This is a genomic window from Ruegeria sp. S263 (assembly GCF_056780525.1).
Genome location: NZ_JBQUVJ010000003.1, coordinates 14,326 through 36,580 on the forward strand (window position 1 = coordinate 14,326; position 22,255 = coordinate 36,580).

The 22,255-nt window shown below is 55.8% G+C and carries 20 protein-coding genes; 18 read left to right on the plus strand and 2 right to left on the minus strand.

The features are described from left to right. Positions 1 to 31: 31 nt before the first annotated feature. From ACT2B1_RS18690 to ACT2B1_RS18705, 4 genes are read left to right on the plus strand one after another with little or no spacing between them, the layout of a single operon-like run. Positions 32 to 1,558, plus strand: a complete 1,527-nt coding sequence (locus ACT2B1_RS18690; protein WP_481669144.1) for a sugar ABC transporter ATP-binding protein — start codon at positions 32 to 34, stop codon at positions 1,556 to 1,558. After that, entirely contained in the window at positions 1,555 to 2,583 is a 1,029-nt protein-coding gene (locus ACT2B1_RS18695; RefSeq protein WP_171212761.1) for an ABC transporter permease, read from the plus strand. Before ACT2B1_RS18690 ends, ACT2B1_RS18695 begins: the two co-directional genes overlap by 4 nt. Continuing rightward, positions 2,583 to 3,605 carry an ABC transporter permease gene (locus tag ACT2B1_RS18700; RefSeq protein WP_481669145.1) on the plus strand — a complete coding sequence of 341 codons (1,023 nt, stop codon included), beginning with the start codon at positions 2,583 to 2,585 and terminating at the stop codon, positions 3,603 to 3,605. The genes ACT2B1_RS18695 and ACT2B1_RS18700 overlap by 1 nt, the downstream gene beginning before the upstream one ends. Next, the gene (locus tag ACT2B1_RS18705; RefSeq protein WP_171124733.1) at positions 3,602 to 4,576 is read left to right on the plus strand and encodes a sugar-binding transcriptional regulator; all 975 of its coding nucleotides are present in this window, start codon (positions 3,602 to 3,604) and stop codon (positions 4,574 to 4,576) included. Before ACT2B1_RS18700 ends, ACT2B1_RS18705 begins: the two co-directional genes overlap by 4 nt. Before the next feature lie 251 nt (positions 4,577 to 4,827). Here the strand turns inward: ACT2B1_RS18705 and ACT2B1_RS18710 are convergent, their stop codons facing one another. Further along, positions 4,828 to 5,463, minus strand: coding sequence for a TetR/AcrR family transcriptional regulator (locus ACT2B1_RS18710; protein WP_171124731.1), 636 nt, complete (start codon positions 5,461 to 5,463; stop codon positions 4,828 to 4,830). A gap of 127 nt (positions 5,464 to 5,590) precedes the next feature. Between ACT2B1_RS18710 and ACT2B1_RS18715 the strand changes: the two genes are divergently transcribed. The 7 genes from ACT2B1_RS18715 to ACT2B1_RS18745 all read left to right on the plus strand — a co-directional run bounded on the left by ACT2B1_RS18715 (position 5,591) and on the right by ACT2B1_RS18745 (position 13,628). Beyond that, complete coding sequence (locus ACT2B1_RS18715) at positions 5,591 to 6,643, plus strand: extracellular solute-binding protein (RefSeq protein ID WP_481669146.1); 1,053 nt, start codon at positions 5,591 to 5,593, stop codon at positions 6,641 to 6,643. 2 nt (positions 6,644 to 6,645) lie between these two features. Further along, a complete protein-coding gene (locus tag ACT2B1_RS18720) occupies positions 6,646 to 7,491 on the plus strand; it encodes an ABC transporter permease (RefSeq protein WP_171124726.1) in 846 nt (281 codons plus the stop codon). After that, a complete protein-coding gene (locus tag ACT2B1_RS18725; protein WP_481669147.1) occupies positions 7,488 to 8,261 on the plus strand; it encodes an ABC transporter permease in 774 nt (257 codons plus the stop codon). Before ACT2B1_RS18720 ends, ACT2B1_RS18725 begins: the two co-directional genes overlap by 4 nt. Next, a complete protein-coding gene (locus tag ACT2B1_RS18730; RefSeq protein ID WP_171124722.1) occupies positions 8,258 to 9,307 on the plus strand; it encodes an ABC transporter ATP-binding protein in 1,050 nt (349 codons plus the stop codon). The genes ACT2B1_RS18725 and ACT2B1_RS18730 overlap by 4 nt, the downstream gene beginning before the upstream one ends. Next, the gene (locus ACT2B1_RS18735; protein ID WP_171124720.1) at positions 9,307 to 10,041 is read left to right on the plus strand and encodes an MBL fold metallo-hydrolase; all 735 of its coding nucleotides are present in this window, start codon (positions 9,307 to 9,309) and stop codon (positions 10,039 to 10,041) included. Before ACT2B1_RS18730 ends, ACT2B1_RS18735 begins: the two co-directional genes overlap by 1 nt. Before the next feature lie 248 nt (positions 10,042 to 10,289). Then, positions 10,290 to 11,915, plus strand: coding sequence for a bifunctional aspartate transaminase/aspartate 4-decarboxylase (locus tag ACT2B1_RS18740; protein ID WP_171124719.1), 1,626 nt, complete (start codon positions 10,290 to 10,292; stop codon positions 11,913 to 11,915). A gap of 39 nt (positions 11,916 to 11,954) precedes the next feature. Beyond that, the gene (locus ACT2B1_RS18745; RefSeq protein WP_171124717.1) at positions 11,955 to 13,628 is read left to right on the plus strand and encodes an aspartate:alanine exchanger family transporter; all 1,674 of its coding nucleotides are present in this window, start codon (positions 11,955 to 11,957) and stop codon (positions 13,626 to 13,628) included. Between the two features lie 155 nt (positions 13,629 to 13,783). On the opposite strand, the gene ACT2B1_RS18750 is transcribed toward ACT2B1_RS18745, so the two are convergent. After that, positions 13,784 to 14,842, minus strand: a complete 1,059-nt coding sequence (locus ACT2B1_RS18750) for a LacI family DNA-binding transcriptional regulator (RefSeq protein WP_171124715.1) — start codon at positions 14,840 to 14,842, stop codon at positions 13,784 to 13,786. Positions 14,843 to 15,023: 181 nt separating this feature from the next. Between ACT2B1_RS18750 and ACT2B1_RS18755 the strand changes: the two genes are divergently transcribed. From ACT2B1_RS18755 to ACT2B1_RS18785, 7 genes are all read left to right on the plus strand, one after another. Continuing rightward, on the plus strand, positions 15,024 to 16,340 hold the full coding sequence (locus tag ACT2B1_RS18755) for an ABC transporter substrate-binding protein (protein WP_171124713.1): 1,317 nt from the start codon (positions 15,024 to 15,026) through the stop codon (positions 16,338 to 16,340). Between the two features lie 123 nt (positions 16,341 to 16,463). Further along, positions 16,464 to 17,411: a carbohydrate ABC transporter permease gene (locus tag ACT2B1_RS18760; RefSeq protein WP_171124711.1), complete on the plus strand. Its 948-nt coding sequence runs from the start codon at positions 16,464 to 16,466 to the stop codon at positions 17,409 to 17,411. Then, a complete protein-coding gene (locus tag ACT2B1_RS18765; RefSeq protein WP_171124710.1) occupies positions 17,408 to 18,346 on the plus strand; it encodes a carbohydrate ABC transporter permease in 939 nt (312 codons plus the stop codon). The genes ACT2B1_RS18760 and ACT2B1_RS18765 overlap by 4 nt, the downstream gene beginning before the upstream one ends. After that, entirely contained in the window at positions 18,343 to 18,531 is a 189-nt protein-coding gene (locus ACT2B1_RS18770; protein ID WP_170488331.1) for a hypothetical protein, read from the plus strand. The genes ACT2B1_RS18765 and ACT2B1_RS18770 overlap by 4 nt, the downstream gene beginning before the upstream one ends. Positions 18,532 to 18,535: 4 nt before the next feature. After that, positions 18,536 to 19,633 carry an ABC transporter ATP-binding protein gene (locus ACT2B1_RS18775; protein ID WP_481669148.1) on the plus strand — a complete coding sequence of 366 codons (1,098 nt, stop codon included), beginning with the start codon at positions 18,536 to 18,538 and terminating at the stop codon, positions 19,631 to 19,633. Then, complete coding sequence (locus ACT2B1_RS18780) at positions 19,626 to 20,621, plus strand: ABC transporter ATP-binding protein (RefSeq protein WP_171124706.1); 996 nt, start codon at positions 19,626 to 19,628, stop codon at positions 20,619 to 20,621. The genes ACT2B1_RS18775 and ACT2B1_RS18780 overlap by 8 nt, the downstream gene beginning before the upstream one ends. Before the next feature lie 11 nt (positions 20,622 to 20,632). Further along, the gene (locus tag ACT2B1_RS18785) at positions 20,633 to 22,255 is read left to right on the plus strand and encodes a dihydroxyacetone kinase subunit DhaK (protein WP_171126946.1); all 1,623 of its coding nucleotides are present in this window, start codon (positions 20,633 to 20,635) and stop codon (positions 22,253 to 22,255) included.

Sequence of the window (22,255 nt, forward strand, 5' to 3'; positions counted from 1 at the left end):
CTGCCACTGTTGTCTTGCGAAAATAAAGGGAATGATCGTGCAGACTGCCTTTGCCGACAATGCACAGGAAAAAGCTCTGTCCGTCAGGGATCTGACCAAGGACTACCCCGGTGTACGCGCCGTGGACACCGTGTCGTTCGATATTGACCGGAATACGGTGCATTGCCTGGTCGGCGAGAATGGGGCGGGGAAGTCAACTATCGTCAAGATGCTGACAGGCGCGCTTGCCCCGACAAGCGGATCAATGGCCATTCTGGGTCGTGATCATGCGCCCAGCAGCACGCAGGATGCACGCGAAAGCGGTATTGGCACGCTGTTTCAGGAACTGCACGTTGTTGATCAACTGACTGTCTTGGAAAACCTGACCCTCGGGATGGAGGCCAGTCGGCTTGGTTTCCTGGTCAAGTCCGATCTAGAGGAGCGGGTGACTAAAACACTCGCGGCAATTGAACCGATGATCGACCCCAGTGCGCGCGTTTCATCGCTGAGTGTGGCGCAGAAACAGATTGTCGAGATTGCCCGCGCGGCCTCATCAGGGGCCAGTATTATCATCATGGATGAACCCACCGCCGCCTTGTCAGAACGCGAGGTCGAGCGCCTGTTCGGAGTAATCCGCAGGCTTCGGGACTCGGACGTGACGGTCATCTATATCTCGCACAAGCTGGATGAGATTTTTGAGCTGGGCGACAACGTCACCATCATGCGTGACGGCAAGCACATCGCCACCAAACCTCTGGCGGACGTGAACGGCCGGCCCGAGTTGATAGAGATGATGGTGGGGCGCGCGATCACCCATGACTACGAACCGCGTGGTGAAATTGCCGACAAACCGGTGCTGACGGTCAAAGGGCTTAGCAATCACCTTCTGAAGGACGTTTCATTTCATGTGAATGAAGGCGAAATCGTTGGTTTTTATGGCCTCGTTGGCGCGGGCAAGACCGAAGTGGCGCGCGCCATATACGGGGCCGACAAAGCGGACGGGCAGATTGATTTTCTAGGCCGAAAACGTCCCTCCTCGCCGAAAGAGGCCATCGCGGCAGGGATTGCTCTGGTCCCCGAAGAGCGGCGCACGCAAGGTCTGTTCACGGAACTGACGATCCGGCGCAACATTCCGATCATGAACATCCGCAAGCTTGCCAGTTTCGGTGTGTTTAAGGATGAACGCGAAAAGGAAGTTGCCCGGGAATATGTCGGTAAACTGGGGATCGCGACCAATTCGATTGAGAAGTACGCCGAAAAGCTTTCGGGTGGGAACCAACAGAAGGTCGTTTTGTCCAAGTGCCTGTTCGCGGATGCAGATATGCTGCTGCTGGACGAACCAACACGCGGCGTCGACGTCGGGGCAAAGTCCGAGATTTATGATCTGATCCGCGATCTGGCCAATAATGGTCGCGCGATCTGTATCTTTTCATCCGAACTGGAAGAGGTGTTGGGCATCTGCGACCGGGTGTTCCTGATGTATGACGGGCGGGTTGAAGCTGAAATCCAAAACGAAGCAGAGGTCGATATTCCTCAGATTCTGAATGTCGTAACCGGCGGAGGCGGAAAGAAGCCATGACCGACCAAGCAATTGCGGGCCGCAGGCTGGCCGCACGGGACAACAGGTTAAGTGATGAGATGTTCATCACGTCGCTTGTCGCCGGAGCTGCGGTGGCGTTGTTCCTATTAGCCTCCATTCTGGTGCCGAATTTCTTTCAGTTTCAGAACGTTGTGAACCTGGTGACAAACAACTGGGCGGTGATCTCACTCGGGGTCGGTGTGACGTTCTTGTTGGTTTCGGGGAACTTTGACCTGTCAGTCGGAGGCATCGTCGCACTGTCGGGTGTTTTGGCCGTGTGGTTTGCGCAGTCGACCGAAGGTGCGAACGCTTTGTCCTCGGGCTGGGGAATGCCGACTTGGCTGGCGATGGTCTGCGCCCTGATCGGCGCAATGCTGATCGGGGCAATCAATGCGGTATTTGTTGTCGCGCTGCGGGTGCCGTCAATCATCGTCACGCTGGGCACGATGATGCTGGCGCGGGGGATCGCGCAGGTGGTCACGCAAGGCTCGCAACGTAACACAAACCTGCCGTCAGATTTCGGTGTGCTGGGGAACATGACCATGTTCGGCACTTCGATCAAACTGCCGGTTGTGCTTATGACGGTCCTGATCCTTGTGGCCGTTTTTGTAGAACGCAAGACGGTGTTTGGCCGGTTGACCTATCTGATCGGAGCCAACCCTGTCGCATCGCGGCTTTCGGGGGTCGATAACGCGCGGCATGTCATCAAGCTGTATCTGTTCAGCGCGGCCATGGCCGGAGCTGTTGGCATTTTGCTGGCCTCGGAATTCAAATCCGGGTTCTCAAACCGTGGCATGCTGATGGAGTTTGACGCGCTGGTCATCTCGCTGTTGGGTGGCGTCGCAATTGCAGGCGGGTTCGGGTCAGTGATCGGGATGTTCTTTGGAGCAATCATATTGGCGACCGTGACGTCTGCGGCTACCGGGTTGGTTCTTTCGCCTGACTGGCAATTCACCCTCAAGGCCATCGCGGTGTTCATCGCAATCATGGCTCAGACTTGGGCTCTGGCCCGGAGACATGCATAATGACCGATCTGACCCAAAACCCCAGTTCTGGCGATCGTGTAAAACGGTTCCTCAAGGACTATTACATCTATCTGGTCCTGATCCTTGTTGTGGTTGTTCTAAGCACCGCCAATCTGGACAAGTTTCCCCTGTTCGAGCGTGGCAACTTCCTGAGTGAGCGCAATATCATCAACATCCTGCGTATTTCGGCACCGATCCTGACGCTGGCCGGGGCGTTCACGTTGTTGATGATCTCGGGCTATATCGACTTGTCCGTGGGCAGCGCCATGAGCCTGAGCGCGGTTGTCTATGCTATGCTCGTAATCAACGGGGTACCTTTCCTGCCGGCTTTTGTTGCGACCGTTGTATTGGGCGTTCTGCTGGGGGCTATTAACGGGTTTCTTGTGATCCAATTAAAGATCACGCCAGTCATCGCCACGCTGATCACCCTAAGCCTTTATAAAGGCATCGCATTGTTGCTGGTTGAGGATGGTGTTTCGGCGATCAAATCCGGCGGCGACCTGAAAATGCCCAGTTGGCTCAACGATTATGGACGAGATGGTGTGCTGTTTGGTCTGCCGTGGGCCTTTTGGGTGGCCATACTGGTTACGATTGCAATGATCATCGCGCAGGATCGGATGAAACTGGGCAAATACGCCGCTGCAACCGGGGGCAATCCGACGGCTGCGAAATTGTCAGGTATCAATACGGCGCGGACGGTGATCCTGCTTTATGTGCTGGTCGGGGTTTGTGCGGCGCTGGCGGGCATTGCGCGGTCCAGCTTTATGTCGCTGGGCGACCCACTGTCGGGCGACGGGATGGAACTAACCGCTATACTTGTGGTTCTGTTGGGTGGTACAGCCTTCAGCGGCGGCGAAGGGCGGGTTCTGAAATCCTTTATCGGGGCGCTGATCATCATGTCTTTGACTGTGGGCATGTTGACACTGGTGCCCGCCTATTTCCAAACTCTGGTCGTTGGCACCGCGTTGTTGCTGGCGGCGGCATCGAACCATTTGGTGAGCAGAAGGGACAGTGAAAATTGAACGCATCCGGACCCGATCCCGACACGCTGCGCCTGATCGCCCGTGTCCTGACCCTGCATTTTCAAGAGGGGCTGCTTCAGGCTGACATTGCCAACAGCTTGAAATTGTCGACGGCCAAGGTGAACCGGCTGATCAAGCAGGGCCGCGAGATGGGCATGGTCGAATTTCGCATCCACAGCCCGTTCCAACGTCTTTTCGAGCTGGAACGCCAGATGAAGGAGCGCTGGCCGCTGTCCGCTTGCCTTGTGGTCAACACCGTAACCGAAAACGCTGAAATCACGCTGGATCAGGTCGGAAAATCGGCGGCGCAGCATCTGCAGCATATTCTTGGACCCACCGACGTTTTGGCAATATCTGGCGGCAAAACGCTCAGCGCCGTCGCGGACCATTTGAAGCCGGGCGGAGCAGCGTCGAATGTCGTGGTGCCAATGACCGGAGGGGTGCAAGGCCAGCATTATACCGATGTGAACCACATCGCGACCCGTATCGCCGACGGTTTGGGAGGTTCGGCAACCCTGATCCACGCGCCCTTACATGCTGATACGCAGGACGAACGAGATGTTCTGCTGTCAGTGCGTGCAGTGAGCGATGTGCTCACCCAAGCGCGGAACGCAAATGTCTCTCTCTTGGGACTGGGAGCTGTAACCGAAGAGGATGCGACTTATTACAAAGCGCACCCCCTGTCCGAAGAGGACCGGTCGCAGCTCTACGATAGCGGGGTCAGGGCGGAACTGCTTGGGCACTTGGTCGATTGCGAAGGTGAGCTGTGCAGCACCGCGCTTAACTCCAGACTTGTCAGCCTGCCGCTGAAGGACGCCAAATTAGTTCCGATCCGCATTGGTGTTGCCTCCGGTATCGATAAGGCTGAACCGGTACGTGCTGCACTAAATGGGGGCCATATCAGCACTTTGGTCATTGATGATGTTACAGCGCAGGCGGTATTAAACGAGGCAAGCGAAAACGCCGTTTGAGAAAACACTGGTTTTGTCTGATTTTGCTGCCAAAGACTGAACATCTGGCTGAAGTCACCGACTGAACTTTGTGCCGTCGCTGACCCTGTGGTCGCCGGATCTGACTAATGCTGGGATGCAAATCTTTCGCTAGATCAGCAATGGTCAATTCACGCACAGACTCCGCCCGTTACAGCAGTTCACACAGGATGCAGGAAAATTGATTCTCCTGCTCAACCTGCGTTGCCTTCAAAGAAATTTGCGAAAAAACCCTATTGATTTGTCACTGGGGCATCTCCTGACATGAGAGACGCGACAGGTGCGATCTGTGCCGCGATTTGAGTTCTGAGCTGAACGAGTGTGATGTCATCTTGTTTGACGAATTCAATGAACGCCTGATTTAATGCGCCAAATATTAGTGTGCCCAGGTCTGTGGCGATTAGGTTTTGGCGCACCAGCTTCCGGCCCTGCAGAACCCTGATCAATTCGGTCACCTGTGCTGCAAGCCGACGATCCTGTTCCGCGTAACGCCGACCACTTGGTGTGTTGGGGTGTTCGATGGAATGGGCAATCGCCGCGCGCCACATTTCCTTGGATAGGTACTCGAGCGAGTGATCGTAATATTGATAAATCAACGCCAGAAGCGCGTCGTCTACGCGCTGTGGTGGGTTGGCCAGAATCGGCGCGCCTGCGGCGATGACTTCTTCGACCTCCATGGCGACGGTGGCAATCAGAATGTCGCCCTTGGTCTCATAATAGTTGTAGACCGTGCCGACCGACACTTCGGCCATTTCTGCCAGATCTTCGATTTTCACCGACCGATAGCCGTGTGACCGGAATTTCGCGGATGCGGCTTCCAGAATGCGACGCTCGCGCGCTGCTTTTTGCCGCTCTCGTAATCCTGCCATGTGGAAAAACGACCTCGTGTAACACAAATCCAAATTTAGAGTTGACTTAAAAGATGAGGCTGTTCAAGTTTTTTCGGACAGACCCACACAAAAACCGGGCAATCCGTAATCAACAGGAGATGAACGAATGCAAACCGGACGTAAAATCCTTGGCGCGTCGACGCTGGCCTTGATGGCTGGCACTGCCTGGGCCGAGGGCGAATTGAATGCGTTGGTGTGGTGCGACCATACTGATCCCGAACTGATCGCGCCGTTTGAGGCGGAACATAACGTCAAGGTCAACCTTCGCGAATACGAAGGAACCGGCGCGGCGCTGGCATTGCTGGAGCAATCCAGACCCGGCGACTGGGATGTGCTTGTGGTGGACGGGATCGACGTGTTCCGCGCAGTCGAAGCCGGTGTTCTGGCCCCGCTGCCCGAGGGCGCGATCTCGACTGCGGATTACTTCCCCGAAGTGGTCATGGCCGAAAACAACTCAGTCGACGGCGTGACCTATGCCGTGACCGAGAAATTTGGCTACAACGCGATCTCATACAACTCGGCCAAGGTCGATCCCGCGGATATGGAAAGCCTGACCAGTGTCTGGTCCGAGAAGTATGACGGGCGGATTTCGATCTATGACTACTACCTGCCCGTGATGGGGCTGGCTGCTATTGCCGAAGGCATTGCAACGGATGCGATTGGCCCGGGAGATTTGGCAAAGATCGATGGTGTGCTGTCAACCATGCGAAGCCGAGCGGCCTCGGTCGCGGGGGTGGTTGCGGCGCAAACGGCGCTGGCGACAGGCGAGGTGGATATCGTTGTCGGTGGGGGTGAGTGGCTGACGGCCGTGCTGGCCTCGGAACAGCCGGAACTGACATGGACCATCCCCAAGGAAGGCGCGGTTCGCTGGGCACAATCCATCGGCGTGGTTGAAGGGGCCAGTAACCCAGATCTGGCGGTTGAGTTCATCAAATATATCACCAGCCCGGAAGGGCAGGCTCGTTTGGCGACGTCTTCGTGCTTTTGGGGAATGCCCGCAAATGCCAAGGCCGGAGACGTTCTGACCGATGCGCAGAAAGACATCCTGCGCTGGGATCAGCAGCCTGACTATTTGGCGCTGACACAGCTATATCCTGCACCGGATGCGGATCTGGATATCGAGATGCAGGATCTGTGGCTGGAAACTCTGCAGCAGTGAGCATGTCCAAGGACCAGATCCGGGGCTGGGGCTTTGTGACTCCGGCCCTGCTGTGGACCATCGCTTTTTTCATCGTGCCTTTCGTCGTGATGGGCGCGATGAGCCTTGCTTCGCTTGAAGGGCGCACGCTTGTCTGGGACCTGTCGCTGGCCAACTATGCCGAGCTGCTTGAAAAGAAGTATCTGTGGCGCGCGGTTCTGGTTTCGCTTGAAATCACGCTGGCGGTGACTGTGATCTCGGTCGTGCTGGCTTATCCGCTGGCCTGGATCATTGCCTTTCGTGTGTCGCCGCGCTGGCAGCGCCTGGCCCTGCTGCTGGCAATCCTGCCATTCTGGACCTCCTATGTGGTGCGGTCCTATGCGTGGCTGCTGGTTCTGGCGCGCGAAGGCGTAGTGAACGAGACCCTGATGTGGATCGGCGCCATCGCCGAGCCGATCACGCTGGCCAATACGCGCTTTGCGACGGTGACGGGCTTTGTGCATTTCTTTGTGATGCTTCTGACCCTGACGATTTATGCCAACCTGATCCAGCTATCCCCGAACTATCGCCGGGCGGCAATGGACCTTGGCGCCAACGCCTTTCAAACCTTCCGGCACGTGATCTTGCCGCTCACGCTGCCCGGTATTGTCACCGGAGCATTCCTGACCTTTGTCCTGTGTATCGGCGATTACGTCACGCCGCAGATTCTGGGCGGCAATACCGAACTAACCGTGCCACAGGTCATCATGGTGCAATTGGGACGACGTGCGGATTTCCCGCTGGCCTCGGCGCTGGCCATCGTCTTGATGAGCATCGTCGCGCTGGCCTACCTGCTATCTGCCCGCTGGTTAAGGCTTGACCGGCTATGATGCGTTTTCTGCCGTGGGCTTACCTGATTGCCGCTTTTGTCTTTATCTACCTGCCGGTGGGTGTGCTGGTCCTGTTCTCGTTTCAGGAAGGAACGCTGCCGGTGCCGCCGTTTAACGGACCGTCCCTGCAATGGTACCAGACCATTCTTGGGGACGAGGATTTGATGGCAGCGCTGCGCAACTCGATCCTTGTTGCCTTCGGGTCGTCTGCGGTTGCCGTAACGCTTGGATTTCTGGCCGCATACAGTTTGGCGCGGCACGTTCTGCCGGGATCGACCCTGATCCGAGGGCTGCTGATTGCCCCCCTGACTGTCAGCTACCTGATCGTCGGGCTGGGTCTGCTGATCGTTCTGACGCGGTCGGGCTTTGGCGTTTCGCTATGGACCGCCGCCATCGGGCACGTGGTTATCAACCTGCCGCTGGCTTTTGCCATCATCTACGCCTCGATGGGGGCGCAACAGCAAAATGCCGAACGAGCGGCCCGTGATCTGGGCGCGTCCGAGCCCAAGGTGATCATGCTGGTGACGGTTCCGATGTTGCTGCCGTCGATTGCGGCGGCCTTTTTCCTGTCGGTCACGCTCAGTTGGGACGAGTTTATCATCTCCTTCCTGCTGACCCGCTTTGACGTCACCCTGCCGGTTGAGATCTGGTCGCTGCTCAGGTCTGGCCTGTCGCCGCAACTGAATGCAATCGGCAGCTTCGTCTTCCTGATCTCGGTGGCGGTTGTGCTGCTGCTGGAACTCACCATCTTTCGGAAAGGCCGCCAATGACCGCGTCTGTCACGTTTTCAGGTCTCAATCACTGGTTCGGTCAGTTTCAGGCGCTGTCCGGGATCGACCTACAGATCGAGGCCGGTGAATACGTAACCCTGCTGGGGCCATCCGGCTGCGGCAAGACCACCCTTTTGTCTATCCTTGGCGGGTTTCTGGAACCCACCGAAGGCCGCGTGCTGATTGGCGGTCAGGATTTGACCCGTGTCGCGCCAGTTAAACGCCCCACGACCACGGTGTTCCAGGACTATGCCCTGTTTCCGCACATGTCCCTGCGGGACAATGTGGGCTTTGGCCTGCGTATGAGCGGTATGGGCCGGAAAGCCCGCCACGCCCGCGCCGAACAGATGTTGGATCTGGTCGGTCTGAAGGATGCGGCGCTCAAACGTCCCCATGCCCTGTCCGGCGGTCAGCGTCAGCGCGTTGCGCTTGCGCGGGCATTGGCCGTAAACCCGGACGTTCTACTGCTGGACGAACCGCTGGGCGCGCTGGACCTCAAGCTGCGGCGATCCATGCAGGATGAACTGAAATCCATTCAGCAACAGATCGGAACAACCTTTGTGCATGTCACTCATGATCAGGAAGAGGCCATGGCCATTGCCGACCGGATCGTGGTCATGAGTAAGGGCCGGATCGAAGATCATGGCACGCCCGACCGGGTTTATCGTCACCCCGCAACACTGTTCACGGCGGATTTCATGGGTGAAAACAACCATATAGAAGGTGTGAAATCTGGGGCTGGTGTAGAAACACCCTTTGGGCTTCTTCCCGCACAGAATGCTCCAGCGTCTGCGGCGGCCGCAATCTGCCTCCGCCCCGAGGATATCCGCGCGGACGATCAGGGCTCGTTCCCGATGGGGCAGGCCACCGTGACTACAGCGGCGTTTTTCGGAACCTATTGCCGGGCGCATCTGTCACCGGCCTGTGCCCCGGACCTGAACCTTACGGCCTATCTGGCGCCCGACCGCGCGTGGGCGCAGGGGGATGTGCTATCGTTATCCGCAGATGTCGAGAATTTTCGTCTGTTCGAACCGGAGACCCCCTGATGCAACGCGCGCAACCGCAGGATTGGTACCGCACCACCCGCAAAGGCGAAGACGTCACCCTGATCGATGAGCCTTTCATCACGCCGTTCTATCGCTGCAACATGTGGCATGTGCGTGGGCGTGACCGCGATATGCTGGTCGACAGCGGTATGGGTGTTGTGTCGCTGCGAACATGGGTGCCTCTGGTGACCGAACGTGCGTTGACGGCGGTCGCAAGCCACACCCATTTCGACCATATCGGCTGTCATCACGAGTTTGAGGACCGCGCGGTTCACAGGGCCGAGGCCGATATTCTGGCGAACCCAACCCGCGTGGCGACGTTGGCCGACCCCTATGTGACGGACGAGATTTTCGACTGCCTACCGCCCTTGCCCTACCGATCCGATACATATGCGGTCAGCGGCGCGCAGGCGACGCGCCTGCTGGACGATGGCGATATCGTCGATCTTGGGGACAGGCATTTCGAGGTGATCCATACACCAGGTCATTCGCCGGGCGGAATTGCCTTGTGGGAGGCCGCGACAGGCATCTTGTTTTCGGGCGATATTGTCTATGATGGCGAGTTGATCGAAGACACTTATCATAGCAATGCGGACGATTATTACCGCTCGATGGTACGTCTCTATGATCTACCTGTACAAACTGTGCATGGGGGTCACTTCCCAAGCTTCGGGCGCGATCGCCACCGCGCAATCATTCGCGCGTGGTTGGATGGAAAGAACACGGCGCGATGACAGCAATTCTCGCAAAGATGGCCTGTTCGCGGGACACATTTATCCTGCAGCTCCAAAGAAAACCCACAGGCCGGAAACCGTTGTCCTGATGGGCCGAGTACCAGCCATGCGCCAACAGAACAAACAAGCGGGGCTGATCGCTTGGAACATAATTGGCTAATAATCTTGAGTTTTTGTTTACGGATGCCGTGACCCGTTTCTACTATCAAATTGTAATTTCTGATATTGATAAACATGGATAAGAACCGATGTCCGAAACTCTTGATTTACACAAGTTCGAAGATCTTAGCCCTTTTGAGATCAAAGACGAGCTCATCAAGCTGGCTCAGAAAGAGTCACGCGCCTCGACCCTACCGTATCTGAACGCTGGTCGGGGAAACCCAAACTGGATTGCAACCAAAGCGAGAGAAGTCTTTTTCTTTTTGGGGCAATTCGCGATTACCGAGGCGCAGCGTGACCGGAATGAACCACAAGTCGGGTTGGCCGGAATGCCACAAGGGCCGGGGTCTTATCATCGTTTGATGGCTTATTGTGCCAATGCGGAAAGTACTAGTCCTGCCGCGGCTACCTTGGCAAGTGTCGTGGATTTTGCAATTCAGAAGTTCGATTTTAATGCGGATGACTTTGTGCTGGAACTGACCGACAGCATCATTGGCGATCATTATCCTATGCCGGACCGCTGTCTCGTTCACAATGAACAGATTGTTCATGAATATTTGATGTGGGCAATGTGCGCGGGCCATCGCCCTGATGCCAAGTTTGACATCTATGCGGTCGAAGGAGGAACAGCCGCAATGTGCTACATCTTCAAAGCGTTGAAAAATCAACGGCTTTTGAACGCGGGCGATACGATCGCGTTGGGGACACCTATTTTTACGCCCTACCTCGAAATGCCAGAACTTGAAGACTATTCACTGAATGTCGTGCATGTCTCATCCGAGGAAGAAGATCACTTTCAATTGACGGATGAAGATCTGGAGTCGCTGGCAGATCCTAAGGTCAAAGCCCTATTTCTGGTGAATCCCGGAAATCCTTCGTCAGTCGCAATAAGCCCTGACGTATTGAAGCGATTGGTCAGTTTTGTAAAAACCCGTCGGCCAGATCTGATCATTCTGACGGATGACGTGTACGGGACTTTTGTGCCAAACTTTGAATCCGTGATGGCGCATCTGCCTGAAAACACAATCGGGGTTTACTCATACTCCAAGTATTTCGGCTGCACGGGCTGGAGGTTGGGTACAATCCTCGTGGCCGAAGACAACATATTTGACAAAATGATCGCCGAGGCCCCGGCCGAGACTAAAGCGGTTGTCGAAGCGCGCTACAGAACCCTGACACCCGATCCCTCCACACTCAAATTCATAGACAGAATTGTTGCGGACAGCCGGGATGTTGCCCTGAATCACACGGCTGGCCTTTCACTTCCTCAGCAAGTGATGATGACGTTGTTTTCTCTGGTCGAGATGATGGACGAAGACAAGGCATATCAAGCCCTTTGCATGAGCATTCTTGAACATCGCTTCACTGAATTGGTCGAAGGTATGGGGATCGAAGTACCGGATAACCCCTTGTACGACAGATACTATGGAATAATTGATTTTGAGTTCTGGCTCCGGAAATATGTAGGTGAAGAAGTCGTGGATTGGATAAAAGAGAACGTCCACCCGCTCGACATTTCGTTCAAACTTGCGCAGGACCATGGGATTGTCCTTTTGAATGGATCGGGATTCGACGCGCCTAACTGGTCTGCACGTGTGTCCTTCGCAAATCTTGATGATGATGCATATCGGAAAATCGGGCGTGCGGTGCGTGCCGTTGCGACGGGATACGTGCAATCGTATCGCGCTTCAAAAGGTCTGCCGATTCACGGTTGAACTCGCATTACAGGATAGGGCCGAGGGACAGCCGTTTTCATGGAAGCAATCATTTCGATATTCAGAACTCACCCTGAATTGGCGCTGTTTTGCAGCCTGACCCTTGGTTACGCGATTGGGAAAGTTTCCTTCGGCTCTTTTACTGTTGGCTCAGTGGCGGGATGCCTGCTTGCTGGTGTCTTGGTCGGGCAGACCGGAGTGGTCGTGTCCGATGACTTGAAGCAGACATTTTTCCTGTTGTTTCTGTTTTCGATTGGCTATCGCACCGGGCCTCAGTTCTTTCGTTCCTTGAACCTGGGTGCCCTGCCTCAGATCGGGATTACCGTTTTATTATGCGCAATTGCGTTGCTGGTTGCGGTCCTTCTAGCGCCACTTATGGGTCTTTCGGTTGGTGTCGCGGCGGGGCTTTTGGCAGGTGGGGCGACTGAAAGTGCAACTTTGGGTGTGGCCATTGATGCATTTGCGAAAACAGGTGCTGACGCAGCAAGCCAGCAGATATTTGAAGCCGAAATCGCGACAGGTTTTGCGGTTGCATATTTTGTTGGTGTCATCGCCACGATTGTGTTCCACACGCAAATTGCACCGCGGTTTTATGGGCGATCTTTGCGGGACGCATGTGCTGAATATGAATCTGAACTGCAAGATGACGATGCCCCGTGGCATTCCGAGCATCGTGACTTTGAAGCGCGGGCCTATCGCATAAATCCTGACTTTGCAGGACATACCGTGGCCGAATTGGAAGCTCGGGTTCCGATCCACGTGCGGGCTTTCTTTGATCGCGTTCGCCGAGGCAACAAAATCCTGCCGACGTCACGGGACATGGTCCTGCAAAACGGAGATATCGCAGCGATCGCCGGGATGCGGTCCTATCTTATTGACCATGGTAGCCTTCTGGGGGAAGAGGTCGAAGACCCTGAACTTTTGGATCTTCCCGTTGAAACCAGCGACATTGTTGTAACTAACAAAGAGTTGGTCAACAAAACCCTAGGTGAACTTTCCGTCCGCCCCGAAGCCCGAACTATCTTTCTTCGTGGGATCATGCGCAGCGGTGAACGGCTACCGGTTTTTCGGGGTGTCCCATTGCACATGGGAGATGTCCTGACAGTTTCCGGTACGCGCAGCCATATTCAGGACGCAGCAAGCAAGTTGGGTTATCTGGACCGAGAAACAAGCAAAACGGACATGGTGTTTGTTGCGTTTTTTATCCTGTTGGGTGGTTTGATTGGGATTCCAGCCCTGCATTATGGCGCGGTCGAGCTTGGTCTGGGCACTTCGGTAGGGGTATTGTTGGGGGGGCTGGTCGCAGGTTGGTTGCGCTCGGTTCGCCGCACATTTGGATTTGTTCCCGAAGCCACGCTTTGGATATTCGATTCAGTTGGCCTGTGCGTCTTTGTGGCATGTGTGGGCATTACCTCGGGGACAAGTTTTGTGGCTGGTGTACTGGCAAGCGGCCCGTCCCTGATTTTTGGTGCGCTGGCAATCGTTTTTCTGGCGCATGGATCAGCGATTTTTGTGGGTCGTAAGATATTCAAAATCAACGAAGGGGTCCTGGCCGGAACATGTTGTGGGGCAGGGACATCCGCACCCGCTTTGGCAGCTGTACAAGAGGCCGCGCAGAGCCAAGTACCAACCCTTGGCTATGGGTTGGGTTATGCAGTTGGTAACGTCCTTCTCGCCCTATGGGGTTCAGTGATTGTCCTGCTATTGGTCTAGAGTCGAAAGCGTGGCACATCCAAGCAGTGTGCTGAACTAAACCAAAACCTCGCGCAAAACCGCAGTTTTGGAGAGCGAGAGCTTTTGAACAAGATTATGCGGATAATCGTTCGAATATAATTCGGCAGAATCAAACATCCGATCCTGCTGGCCGTCTATTGGGCGCTATAGCTTGCTGCAAATCCGTCGGGTATCAAATTTTCTTGGATGAGAATTTCAATGCGTATTTGCTCTTGCGACTGCATGATCTCACGGTTGTCGCACCTTGCGCGCAGCAACCGGACCGAGCTGCGTACCAGATGACCGGGATTTTGCGCGATGATTGCATCCACTTCTTTGTTCAATAGCGCGCTGCGTGTACGTTCCGTCAGCTCATGTGCAATTACGACCAGCTCACCGTGATCAGTTTTGCAATGCAGGGCATTCAGGGGTGAGCGCGCTTCGGAACTCATGATATACGCAGCGATAACGTCTTGATTGTTTCGCAACGTGTTCAGGACGATTTCTTGCGCCCGTGACTGATCACCATGCGTCTCAAGTGAGGGCAGCGCAATTAGATTTGGATAGTCCTGCTTGAGAACCTGATCGAACCCGTGACGCCGTTCCAGACTGTCACGTGCGTTCATGGTTTCTGAAACGACCATGACTTTTCCTTGCCGCCCGCAAATGAAACGGCCAATTAGGCGGGCCGCGGTTGCGCCCGCGGCGCGGTTGTCGATGCCAACGAAATCCATATCGGACATTTCAAGCTGACCGGATATGAGGTGCACAACCTGAACGCCTTTTTCTTGAAGCCGGATGGCGGCATCCCGCACCTGAGGTGATTCAGGCGCCATCAACGCAATCCCGTCGACCTTATCAGGCGACAGCTTCAGCAATGTGCGTGCGATCAGATGCGGATCGGCCTGCGAAATTTCCTGATGCGAAATCTCGATCCCTTCGGCCGCAAGGCCTCGGTCGGTTTCGGAAATGCGTTCGCGCAGTTCTGAAATAAACAAATCCCCGCGGCGCGGAAGCATGAACCGAAACCTGTACCTCTTGCTTTTGGCCAGATTGGCAGCGGACAGGTTGCGCACAAAGCCGATCTTATCGATTGCTTCATTCACCGCCTTCACGGTTTTCTTGCGCACGCCCGGGCGATTGTTCAGGACGCGATCCACAGTGGCCAGACTGACACCGGCAGCTTTGGCGAGGTCTTTGGTTGTTGGTCGCATCGAGTCGGTTTCTATCCTTTGGTGTTCAAAAATATTTGCCCAGTTTCAAGGCACATGCAAGCGAAATGAGGCACGTACCTCAGAAAAAGCTTGATCTGAGGTACGTGCCTCATTTACGACTATTCCATCAATGAGTCGCCGTCAGAGGAGTCGGCGCCAAACAAATGGGAGGAGCTTTCTGATGAAGACGCAGCTTAAACTTTCTGTTGCAACTGCCGCGGTGATGGCCGTTTCCGGCGCCGCCAGCGCCGAGGACCTGACCCTGTGCTGGGCATCCTGGGATCCGGCCAATGCGCTGATCGAACTGAGCAAGGACTTCGAGGAAAAGTCCGGCCACACCATGAATTTCGAATTCGTGCCATGGCCTAACTTTGCAGACCGGATGCTGAACGAACTGAACTCGGGCGGTAAACTATGTGATCTGATGATTGGTGACAGTCAGTGGATCGGGGGCGGCGCCGAAAATGGGCACTATGTCAAACTGAACGATTTCTTCGATGCCGAAGGCATCACAATGGATGACTTCATCCCGGCAACCGTGACAGGTTACGCGGAATGGCCGAAGAATACCCCCAACTATTGGGCGCTGCCAGCGTTCGGAGATGTTGTCGGCTGGACCTATCGCAAGGATTGGTTCGAACGCCCCGAACTGCAGGCTGAGTTCAAGGAAAAGTACGGCCGGGATCTGGATGTCCCGAACTCTTTGGACGAGTTGAAAGACATCGCTCAGTTCTTCCAAGGCCGCGATATTGACGGAACGACGGTCTACGGCGCCGCGATCTATACCGAGCGCGGGTCCGAAGGCATCACGATGGGTGTGACCAACGCGCTGTACAACTATGGGTTCGAATATGGTAACCCCGACAGCCCGTATGAACTGGATGGCTTCGTCAATTCTGAAGATGCGGTCGCTGGTCTGGAGTTCTACAAGGACCTCTATGATACCGCCACACCGCCGGGATCTTCGAACTGGTACATGGGTGAAAACATCGACGCTTATAAGTCCGGTCAGGTCGCATTGCAGATGAACTTTGCCTTCATCTGGCCGGGTGTTGAGGCTGACGCGAATGTGGGCGGCGGCAAGTCTGGTTACTTCCCGAACCCCGCAGGTCCGAGCGGGCAGTTTGCCCAATTGGGCGGGCAGGGGATTTCTGTTGTCTCTTATTCCGACAAACAGGATGCTGCACTGGAATACATCAAGTGGTTCGCACAGCCTGAAATTCAGTCTCGCTGGTGGGAACTGGGTGGCTATTCCGCGCTGAAGGCGGTCGTCGAAGACCCTGGTTTTGCAACCAGCCAGCCCTATGCGCAGACCTTCCTCGATTCGATGGCGATCGTTAAGGATTTCTGGGCGGAGCCAGCTTATGCCGAACTGCTTCTGGCCATGCAGCAACGTGTGCATGACTATGTGATTGCGGGCAATGGCACGGCCGAGGAAGCCTTGAATGGTCTGGTCGACGATTGGACCGAGACTTTCGAAGACGAAGGCAAAATCTAAGCGTAAATCTTGCCGGGCAATCCCGTTTGCCCGGCGCTCCCTCTCCGGATTGGCAAAATGCTAATCCGGAGCACTCCGCCACCTTCGGAGACAGCGTCGCTGTCGCCGATGAAGGATCAAACAATGATACACACACCGATGGATAAAATCGCCAAAGCGACACCCGAGCCGATGGCTCGGAAAGTGCGCGGGCTGTCAGATCGAACCATCGCCTGGATTTTCGTCGCGCCGTCTATTTTCCTGCTGTTGGCCGTCAACATCTTTCCGCTGATCTGGACCATCCGGCTGAGCTTTACCAACTACAAGGTGAACAGGCCCAACCGTGAAATCGATTTCGTCGGTCTGCGCAACTACGAACGTATCCTGACCGATAGTGACACATGGATGACGATGCAGGCCACGGCGCATTTCCTGATCTGGACCATCGTTCTGCAGGTTCTGATCGGCTTTGCACTGGCCTATTTGCTGAACATGAAATTCAAGGGCAATGATATGTGGACCACGATCATCGTGTTCCCCATGATGTTAAGCCCGGCCGTTGTAGGTAATTTCTGGACTTTCCTCTATCAGCCGCAAATCGGCCTGTTCAATTATGTAGTGACGTTCTTTACCGGTGGTGATCCATCCAGTTTTTCTATGATCGGCGATGTTCATTTGGCGCCTTGGGCCATTGTAATCGCCGATACCTGGATGTGGACGCCATTTGTGATGCTGATCTGTCTGGCGGGTCTGCGTTCAATCCCGGATTCGATCTATGAAGCCGCCGAATGTGACCGCGCCAGCAAGTGGCGGCAGTTCTGGACGATCACCATTCCGATGGCGCTGCCCTTCCTGATGCTGGCCGTGTTGTTCCGCGGCATCGAGAACTTCAAGATGTTCGACCTTGTGGTGCAGCTGACCGGCGGTGGTCCGGGCAATACGACCACGCTGACCTCGATCGACCTGAAACGCGAAGCGTTCGAGAAATGGCGCACCGGCTATTCCTCGGCCTATGCGGTCATCCTGTTCGTCACCGTCTTTGGGCTGGCTTCGATCTACGTCAAAGCCCTGAACAAGGTAAAAGAAAGATGAGCTTTTCTGTTACAGAGCCGTCCAACCGGACGAAGTGGGTCGCTGGTACCGCTGTGGTACTGTATGCGGTCATCACGATCCTGCCGCTGATGTGGATCATCGCCACCGGGTTTAAGTCGCCTGCCGACTCGATCTCTTATCCGCCCAAAATCCTATTCGAGCCGACGCTGGAAGGCTACGTCAACCTGTTCACGCAGCGCACGCGCCTGAATGAAGAAGACCTGGCTGCGCTGCCCCCGCCAGAGACATGGTATGATGAAATGGTTCGCGAACAGGGGCAGGTTATCACTGGCGCGTCGCGCTATGGCGAGCGTTTCATGAACTCGGTCATCATTGGGTTCGGCTCGACCTTTCTGTGTATGGTGCTGGGCACCGCTGCGGCCTATGCGTTCAGCCGGTTCCGGGTGCCACTCAAGGATGATTTGCTGTTCTTCATCCTGTCGACCCGGATGATGCCGCCGATTGCGGTGGCGATCCCAATTTTTCTGATGTTCCGGCAACTAGGGTTGAACGACACGCATCTGGGTATGATCCTGCTGTATACGGCCGTGAACCTCTCCCTGTCGGTCTGGTTGCTGAAAGGGTTCATCGACGAGATCCCGGTGGAATATGAAGAGGCCGCATTGATCGACGGATACACCCGCTTTCAGGCCTTCTACAAAGTGGTGCTGCCGCAGGCCGCGACGGGCATCGCCTCAACCGCGATTTTCTGCCTGATCTTTGCGTGGAACGAATACGCCTTTGCTGTTCTGCTGACCTCGGGCACCGCACAAACCGCACCGCCCTTCATCCCGACCATCATCGGTGTTGGCGGCAAGGACTGGCCCGCCGTGGCCGCCGGGGCGACGATCTTCTTAGTTCCGGTCATGGTCTTCACCATTCTTCTGCGCAAGCATCTGCTGCGCGGCATCACATTCGGAGCGGTACGCAAATGACAAGCTTTATCAATGGCCTGCTGCGGCTGCGCCGTGGCCCTTGGGAAATGGTGGCCTCCATCCTTATCGCGTTGGGTGTGATCATGCTGATGCAGCCCTTTGTGCTGGCCCTGTTCACCTATTCCTTCATTGTCACGCTGATTGGCACGGTGATGTTCATCATCGTCAGCCACTTCCCGGAGTAAGAACATGGCACAGATCAGAATCGAAAACGTGCGCAAGGAATTCGGGACGTTTACCGCCGTGAAGTCGTCGAGTTTCACCATCGAAGATGGCGAGTTCTTCATGCTGCTTGGCCCCTCGGGCTGCGGCAAGACCACGACGTTGCGTATGATGGCCGGGCTTGAGCTGCCCACCAGCGGCGAGATTTACATCGACGGTGAAGAGGTGGGTATGAAGCCTGCCAGCCAGCGCGATATCGCCTTTGTGTTCCAGATGTTCGCGCTCTACCCGCATATGAATGTCGGCAAGAACATCAGCTATCCCCTGCTGAGCCAAGGGATGCCCAAGGCGCAGGTCAAAAAGAAGGTGGACGAGGTCGCCCAGATTCTGGGGATCACCGATATTCTGAAGAAACCTGTTGGCGGGTTGTCAGGAGGCGACCGTCAGCGCGTCGCCTTGGGGCGCGCCATTGTGCGGGACCCCAAAGCGTTCTTCATGGACGAGCCGCTGGGTGCGCTGGATGCAGAATTTCGCGAGCATATGTCCGAAGAATTGCGTGCCTTGCATGACCGGATGGGGGCAACCACGGTTTACGTGACCCACGACCAGCTAGAGGCGATGCAGATGGGCGACAAGATCGTCGTCATGAACCACGGCGTTGTCGAACAATTTGGAGTGCCGCAAGATATCTATGACTGGCCCGCTACGATGTTCGTGGCCAGTTTCATCGGTTCACCTTCCATGAACTTCCTGAATTTTCATGGCATTGTTGGCAGCGGCACTCACTCGGTCGATCTGGGCGACAGTCAAATTCGCATCCCCGAACAGCATGGCGGCGCGCGTGGCGATCTGGCGCTTGGTGTGCGACCTGAACATGTGCATCTGGATGACAGTTCCAGCTATCGCGGCGAAGTGACGGCGACGGAATACCTTGGCACCACTCAGATCGTGACACTGAACACCCCGAATGGCGAGATCAAGGCGCGCATCCCATCCAGCGATCGCGTTCATGTGGGCGAAAAAACGGGCCTGCACTTTGATGAGCGTACAATCACGGTGTTCGAAACGGAAAAGGGCAGGGCATTGTTGTCCGCAGGAAACGAAGGAGTTCTGAACCATGGCTGAGGTTGAGCTTCGCAATGTGACAAAAAGCTTTGGCGACATGGTCGCTTTGGACAACATATCCATGACGATCCCGGATGGGGCTTTTGTCGTCCTTCTTGGGCCAACCGGGGCCGGCAAGACAACGACGCTGCGCATGGTGTCCGGGCTGGACAAGCCGGATGAGGGTGACGTCCTGATGAATGGCCAAACCCTGACCGGATTGACCCCGGCTCAGCGCAACGTCGCCATGGTGTTTCAGCAATACTCGCTGTACCCGCATCTGACAGTCTATGAAAATCTGGCCTTCCCGCTGCGGTCCCCTTTGCTGAAGACGCCCGAGGACGAGATTAGGATCAAAGTGCAGCGCGTCGCTGAGACATTGCAGATCGCGCACAAACTTGAAAACAAGGCGACCGCCTTGTCTGGCGGGGAAATGCAGCGTGTTTCGATTGGTCGTGCCTTGGTGCGAAATCCCGAAGTCTATCTGATGGACGAACCCCTCAGCTCATTGGATGCCAAGCTGCGCGCTGATCTGCGGGTTGAGCTGAAGAGCATTCAGGCGGATAGTGGCGCGACGCTACTGTATGTGACACACGATCAGGTCGAGGCGATGACCATGGCGACCCATGTGGGTGTTCTGGATAATGGAAAGCTGATCCAGTTTGGCACGCCGCGGGAAATCTACGAAGCCCCAGTCAGCATCTATGCGGCCAGCCGCCTTGGCCAGCCCCGGATCAACATTCTGCCTGCCGATATCTTTGGTCACGCCCCAAGCGGTGCCAAGTCCATCGGCCTGCGCCCAGAACAGATCGGACAGGGGGACGGGCAGGACAGTCTTGTTACGCGGGTCGAACATCTGGGCGATCAGACCAGATTACATCTGTCTTTCAGGGATCATGATCTGATTACTGTAACCGACGCACACACCTCGCTCAAAAGCGGCGATATCGTCAAGATCGCTCCGAACAACCCGTTTTTCTTCGACGCCGAAGGCGTCCGGATTCAGTAAAAGAGGCTGAAATGACCCATTTTATCAATAGAAAAGAAGACATCGTTGCAGAAGCCGTTGACGGCGTGATCGCAACATCGGGTGGTCGCCTTGCCCGGCTGGACGGTTATCCACATATCAGGGTGGTGGTGCGCACGGACTGGGACAAGTCGAAGGTTGCGCTGGTGTCTGGCGGGGGGTCGGGTCACGAGCCCGCGCACGCCGGGTTCGTTGGCGAAGGTATGTTGACCGCCGCGGTGTGTGGTGACGTATTTGCCTCACCTTCTGTCGACGCGGTTCTGGCCGGGATTTTGGCTGTGACCGGACCGGCAGGTTGCTTGCTTATCGTCAAGAACTACACCGGCGATCGCCTGAACTTTGGCCTTGCGGCTGAACGTGCGCGCGCCTTTGGACTCAATGTGAATATGGTCATCGTGGATGATGACGTCGCGCTGCCTGATCTGCCCCAGGCACGCGGTGTTGCGGGGACGCTGTTCGTGCATAAAATCGCCGGTGCATTGGCCGAGAATGGCGCTGACCTCGATGCGGTGGCAACCGCAGCCGAGCGCGTTATTGCTGGCACATCGTCCATCGGTATGTCGCTTGACACCTGTACGGTGCCCGGCGCACCGAAAGAAGATCGCATTCCAAGCGGTAAGGCTGAACTGGGCCTCGGTATCCATGGTGAGGCCGGGATTGATCAGGTTGAATACTCGGATGCTAAATCCGCCATTGCCATGATGGTTGAAAAGCTGGGTGCAAAGATGGACCCTGACCAGCGCTATGTTGCTTTGTTGAATAACCTTGGCGGGGCTTCCGTTCTGGAAATGTCTATTCTGGCGCATGAGCTCAAGCATTCGTCGATCGGGCAGCAGATTAGCCATATCGTTGGACCTGCGGCGTTGATGACTTCTCTTGAAATGCGCGGATTTTCGATCTCGGTCTATCCTGCGCCGACCGAGGATCTGATGGCATTGCAGGCCAAAACGCACCTGAGCGCATGGCCCGGTGTAAACGCATTGGTCGACGTTCCCGTGCTTGAACTGCCCGATGGCCTGAAGCCAATTAAGCCTCTGGCCTCAGATCATGCCGAGACGCGTTCGTTCCTGATAAGATGCTGCGAGATATTGATAGCGGCCGAGGCTGACCTGAACGCGCTGGATGCCAAGTCCGGCGATGGTGACACAGGCTCGACGCTTGCAGGCGCGGCACGTGCCCTGATCGCAGCGATGGACAAGCTGCCTTTGGCGGATCACACGCAACTGTACCGCGCAATCGGCCAAGAGCTGAGTCAGACTATGGGCGGGTCTTCAGGCGTTTTGCTCGCCATTTTCTTTGCGGCGGCGGGGGATGCGGCATCAAGTGGTGAAACGATGCAGAAGGCGTTGCACGTTGGTTTGAAGCGGATGCAGGATATTGGCGGTGCTCAACCCGGTGACCGGACAATGATTGATGCATTGAAACCGGCTCTGGACAAGCTGGAAGGCGGATTGCCCGATGCAGCAGTTGCCGCGCGAGCTGGGGCTGACAAAACGGCAACGATGTTGCGGGCCCGAGCTGGTCGCGCATCATATATCAACGCAGAACAACTGCGGGGACATGTCGATCCTGGTGCCGAAGCTGTCGCGCGGCTTTTTGAACGATTGGCCAGCTAA

Bases quoted from the DNA above. Each gene is read 5' to 3' on its own strand.
- ACT2B1_RS18690 (WP_481669144.1), top strand. From the start codon at position 32: ATGATCGTGCAGACTGCCTTTGCCGACAATGCACAGGAAAAAGCTCTG.
- ACT2B1_RS18730 (WP_171124722.1), top strand. From the start codon at position 8,258: ATGACCGCGTCTGTCACGTTTTCAGGTCTCAATCACTGGTTCGGTCAG.
- ACT2B1_RS18735 (WP_171124720.1), top strand. From the start codon at position 9,307: ATGCAACGCGCGCAACCGCAGGATTGGTACCGCACCACCCGCAAAGGC.
- ACT2B1_RS18695 (WP_171212761.1), top strand. From the start codon at position 1,555: ATGACCGACCAAGCAATTGCGGGCCGCAGGCTGGCCGCACGGGACAAC.
- ACT2B1_RS18715 (WP_481669146.1), top strand. From the start codon at position 5,591: ATGCAAACCGGACGTAAAATCCTTGGCGCGTCGACGCTGGCCTTGATG.
- ACT2B1_RS18700 (WP_481669145.1), top strand. From the start codon at position 2,583: ATGACCGATCTGACCCAAAACCCCAGTTCTGGCGATCGTGTAAAACGG.
- ACT2B1_RS18725 (WP_481669147.1), top strand. From the start codon at position 7,488: ATGATGCGTTTTCTGCCGTGGGCTTACCTGATTGCCGCTTTTGTCTTT.
- ACT2B1_RS18755 (WP_171124713.1), top strand. From the start codon at position 15,024: ATGAAGACGCAGCTTAAACTTTCTGTTGCAACTGCCGCGGTGATGGCC.
- ACT2B1_RS18740 (WP_171124719.1), top strand. From the start codon at position 10,290: ATGTCCGAAACTCTTGATTTACACAAGTTCGAAGATCTTAGCCCTTTT.
- ACT2B1_RS18745 (WP_171124717.1), top strand. From the start codon at position 11,955: ATGGAAGCAATCATTTCGATATTCAGAACTCACCCTGAATTGGCGCTG.
- ACT2B1_RS18710 (WP_171124731.1), bottom strand. From the start codon at position 5,463: ATGGCAGGATTACGAGAGCGGCAAAAAGCAGCGCGCGAGCGTCGCATT.
- ACT2B1_RS18780 (WP_171124706.1), top strand. From the start codon at position 19,626: ATGGCTGAGGTTGAGCTTCGCAATGTGACAAAAAGCTTTGGCGACATG.
- ACT2B1_RS18770 (WP_170488331.1), top strand. From the start codon at position 18,343: ATGACAAGCTTTATCAATGGCCTGCTGCGGCTGCGCCGTGGCCCTTGG.
- ACT2B1_RS18750 (WP_171124715.1), bottom strand. From the start codon at position 14,842: ATGCGACCAACAACCAAAGACCTCGCCAAAGCTGCCGGTGTCAGTCTG.
- ACT2B1_RS18760 (WP_171124711.1), top strand. From the start codon at position 16,464: ATGATACACACACCGATGGATAAAATCGCCAAAGCGACACCCGAGCCG.
- ACT2B1_RS18785 (WP_171126946.1), top strand. From the start codon at position 20,633: ATGACCCATTTTATCAATAGAAAAGAAGACATCGTTGCAGAAGCCGTT.
- ACT2B1_RS18765 (WP_171124710.1), top strand. From the start codon at position 17,408: ATGAGCTTTTCTGTTACAGAGCCGTCCAACCGGACGAAGTGGGTCGCT.
- ACT2B1_RS18775 (WP_481669148.1), top strand. From the start codon at position 18,536: ATGGCACAGATCAGAATCGAAAACGTGCGCAAGGAATTCGGGACGTTT.
- ACT2B1_RS18720 (WP_171124726.1), top strand. From the start codon at position 6,646: ATGTCCAAGGACCAGATCCGGGGCTGGGGCTTTGTGACTCCGGCCCTG.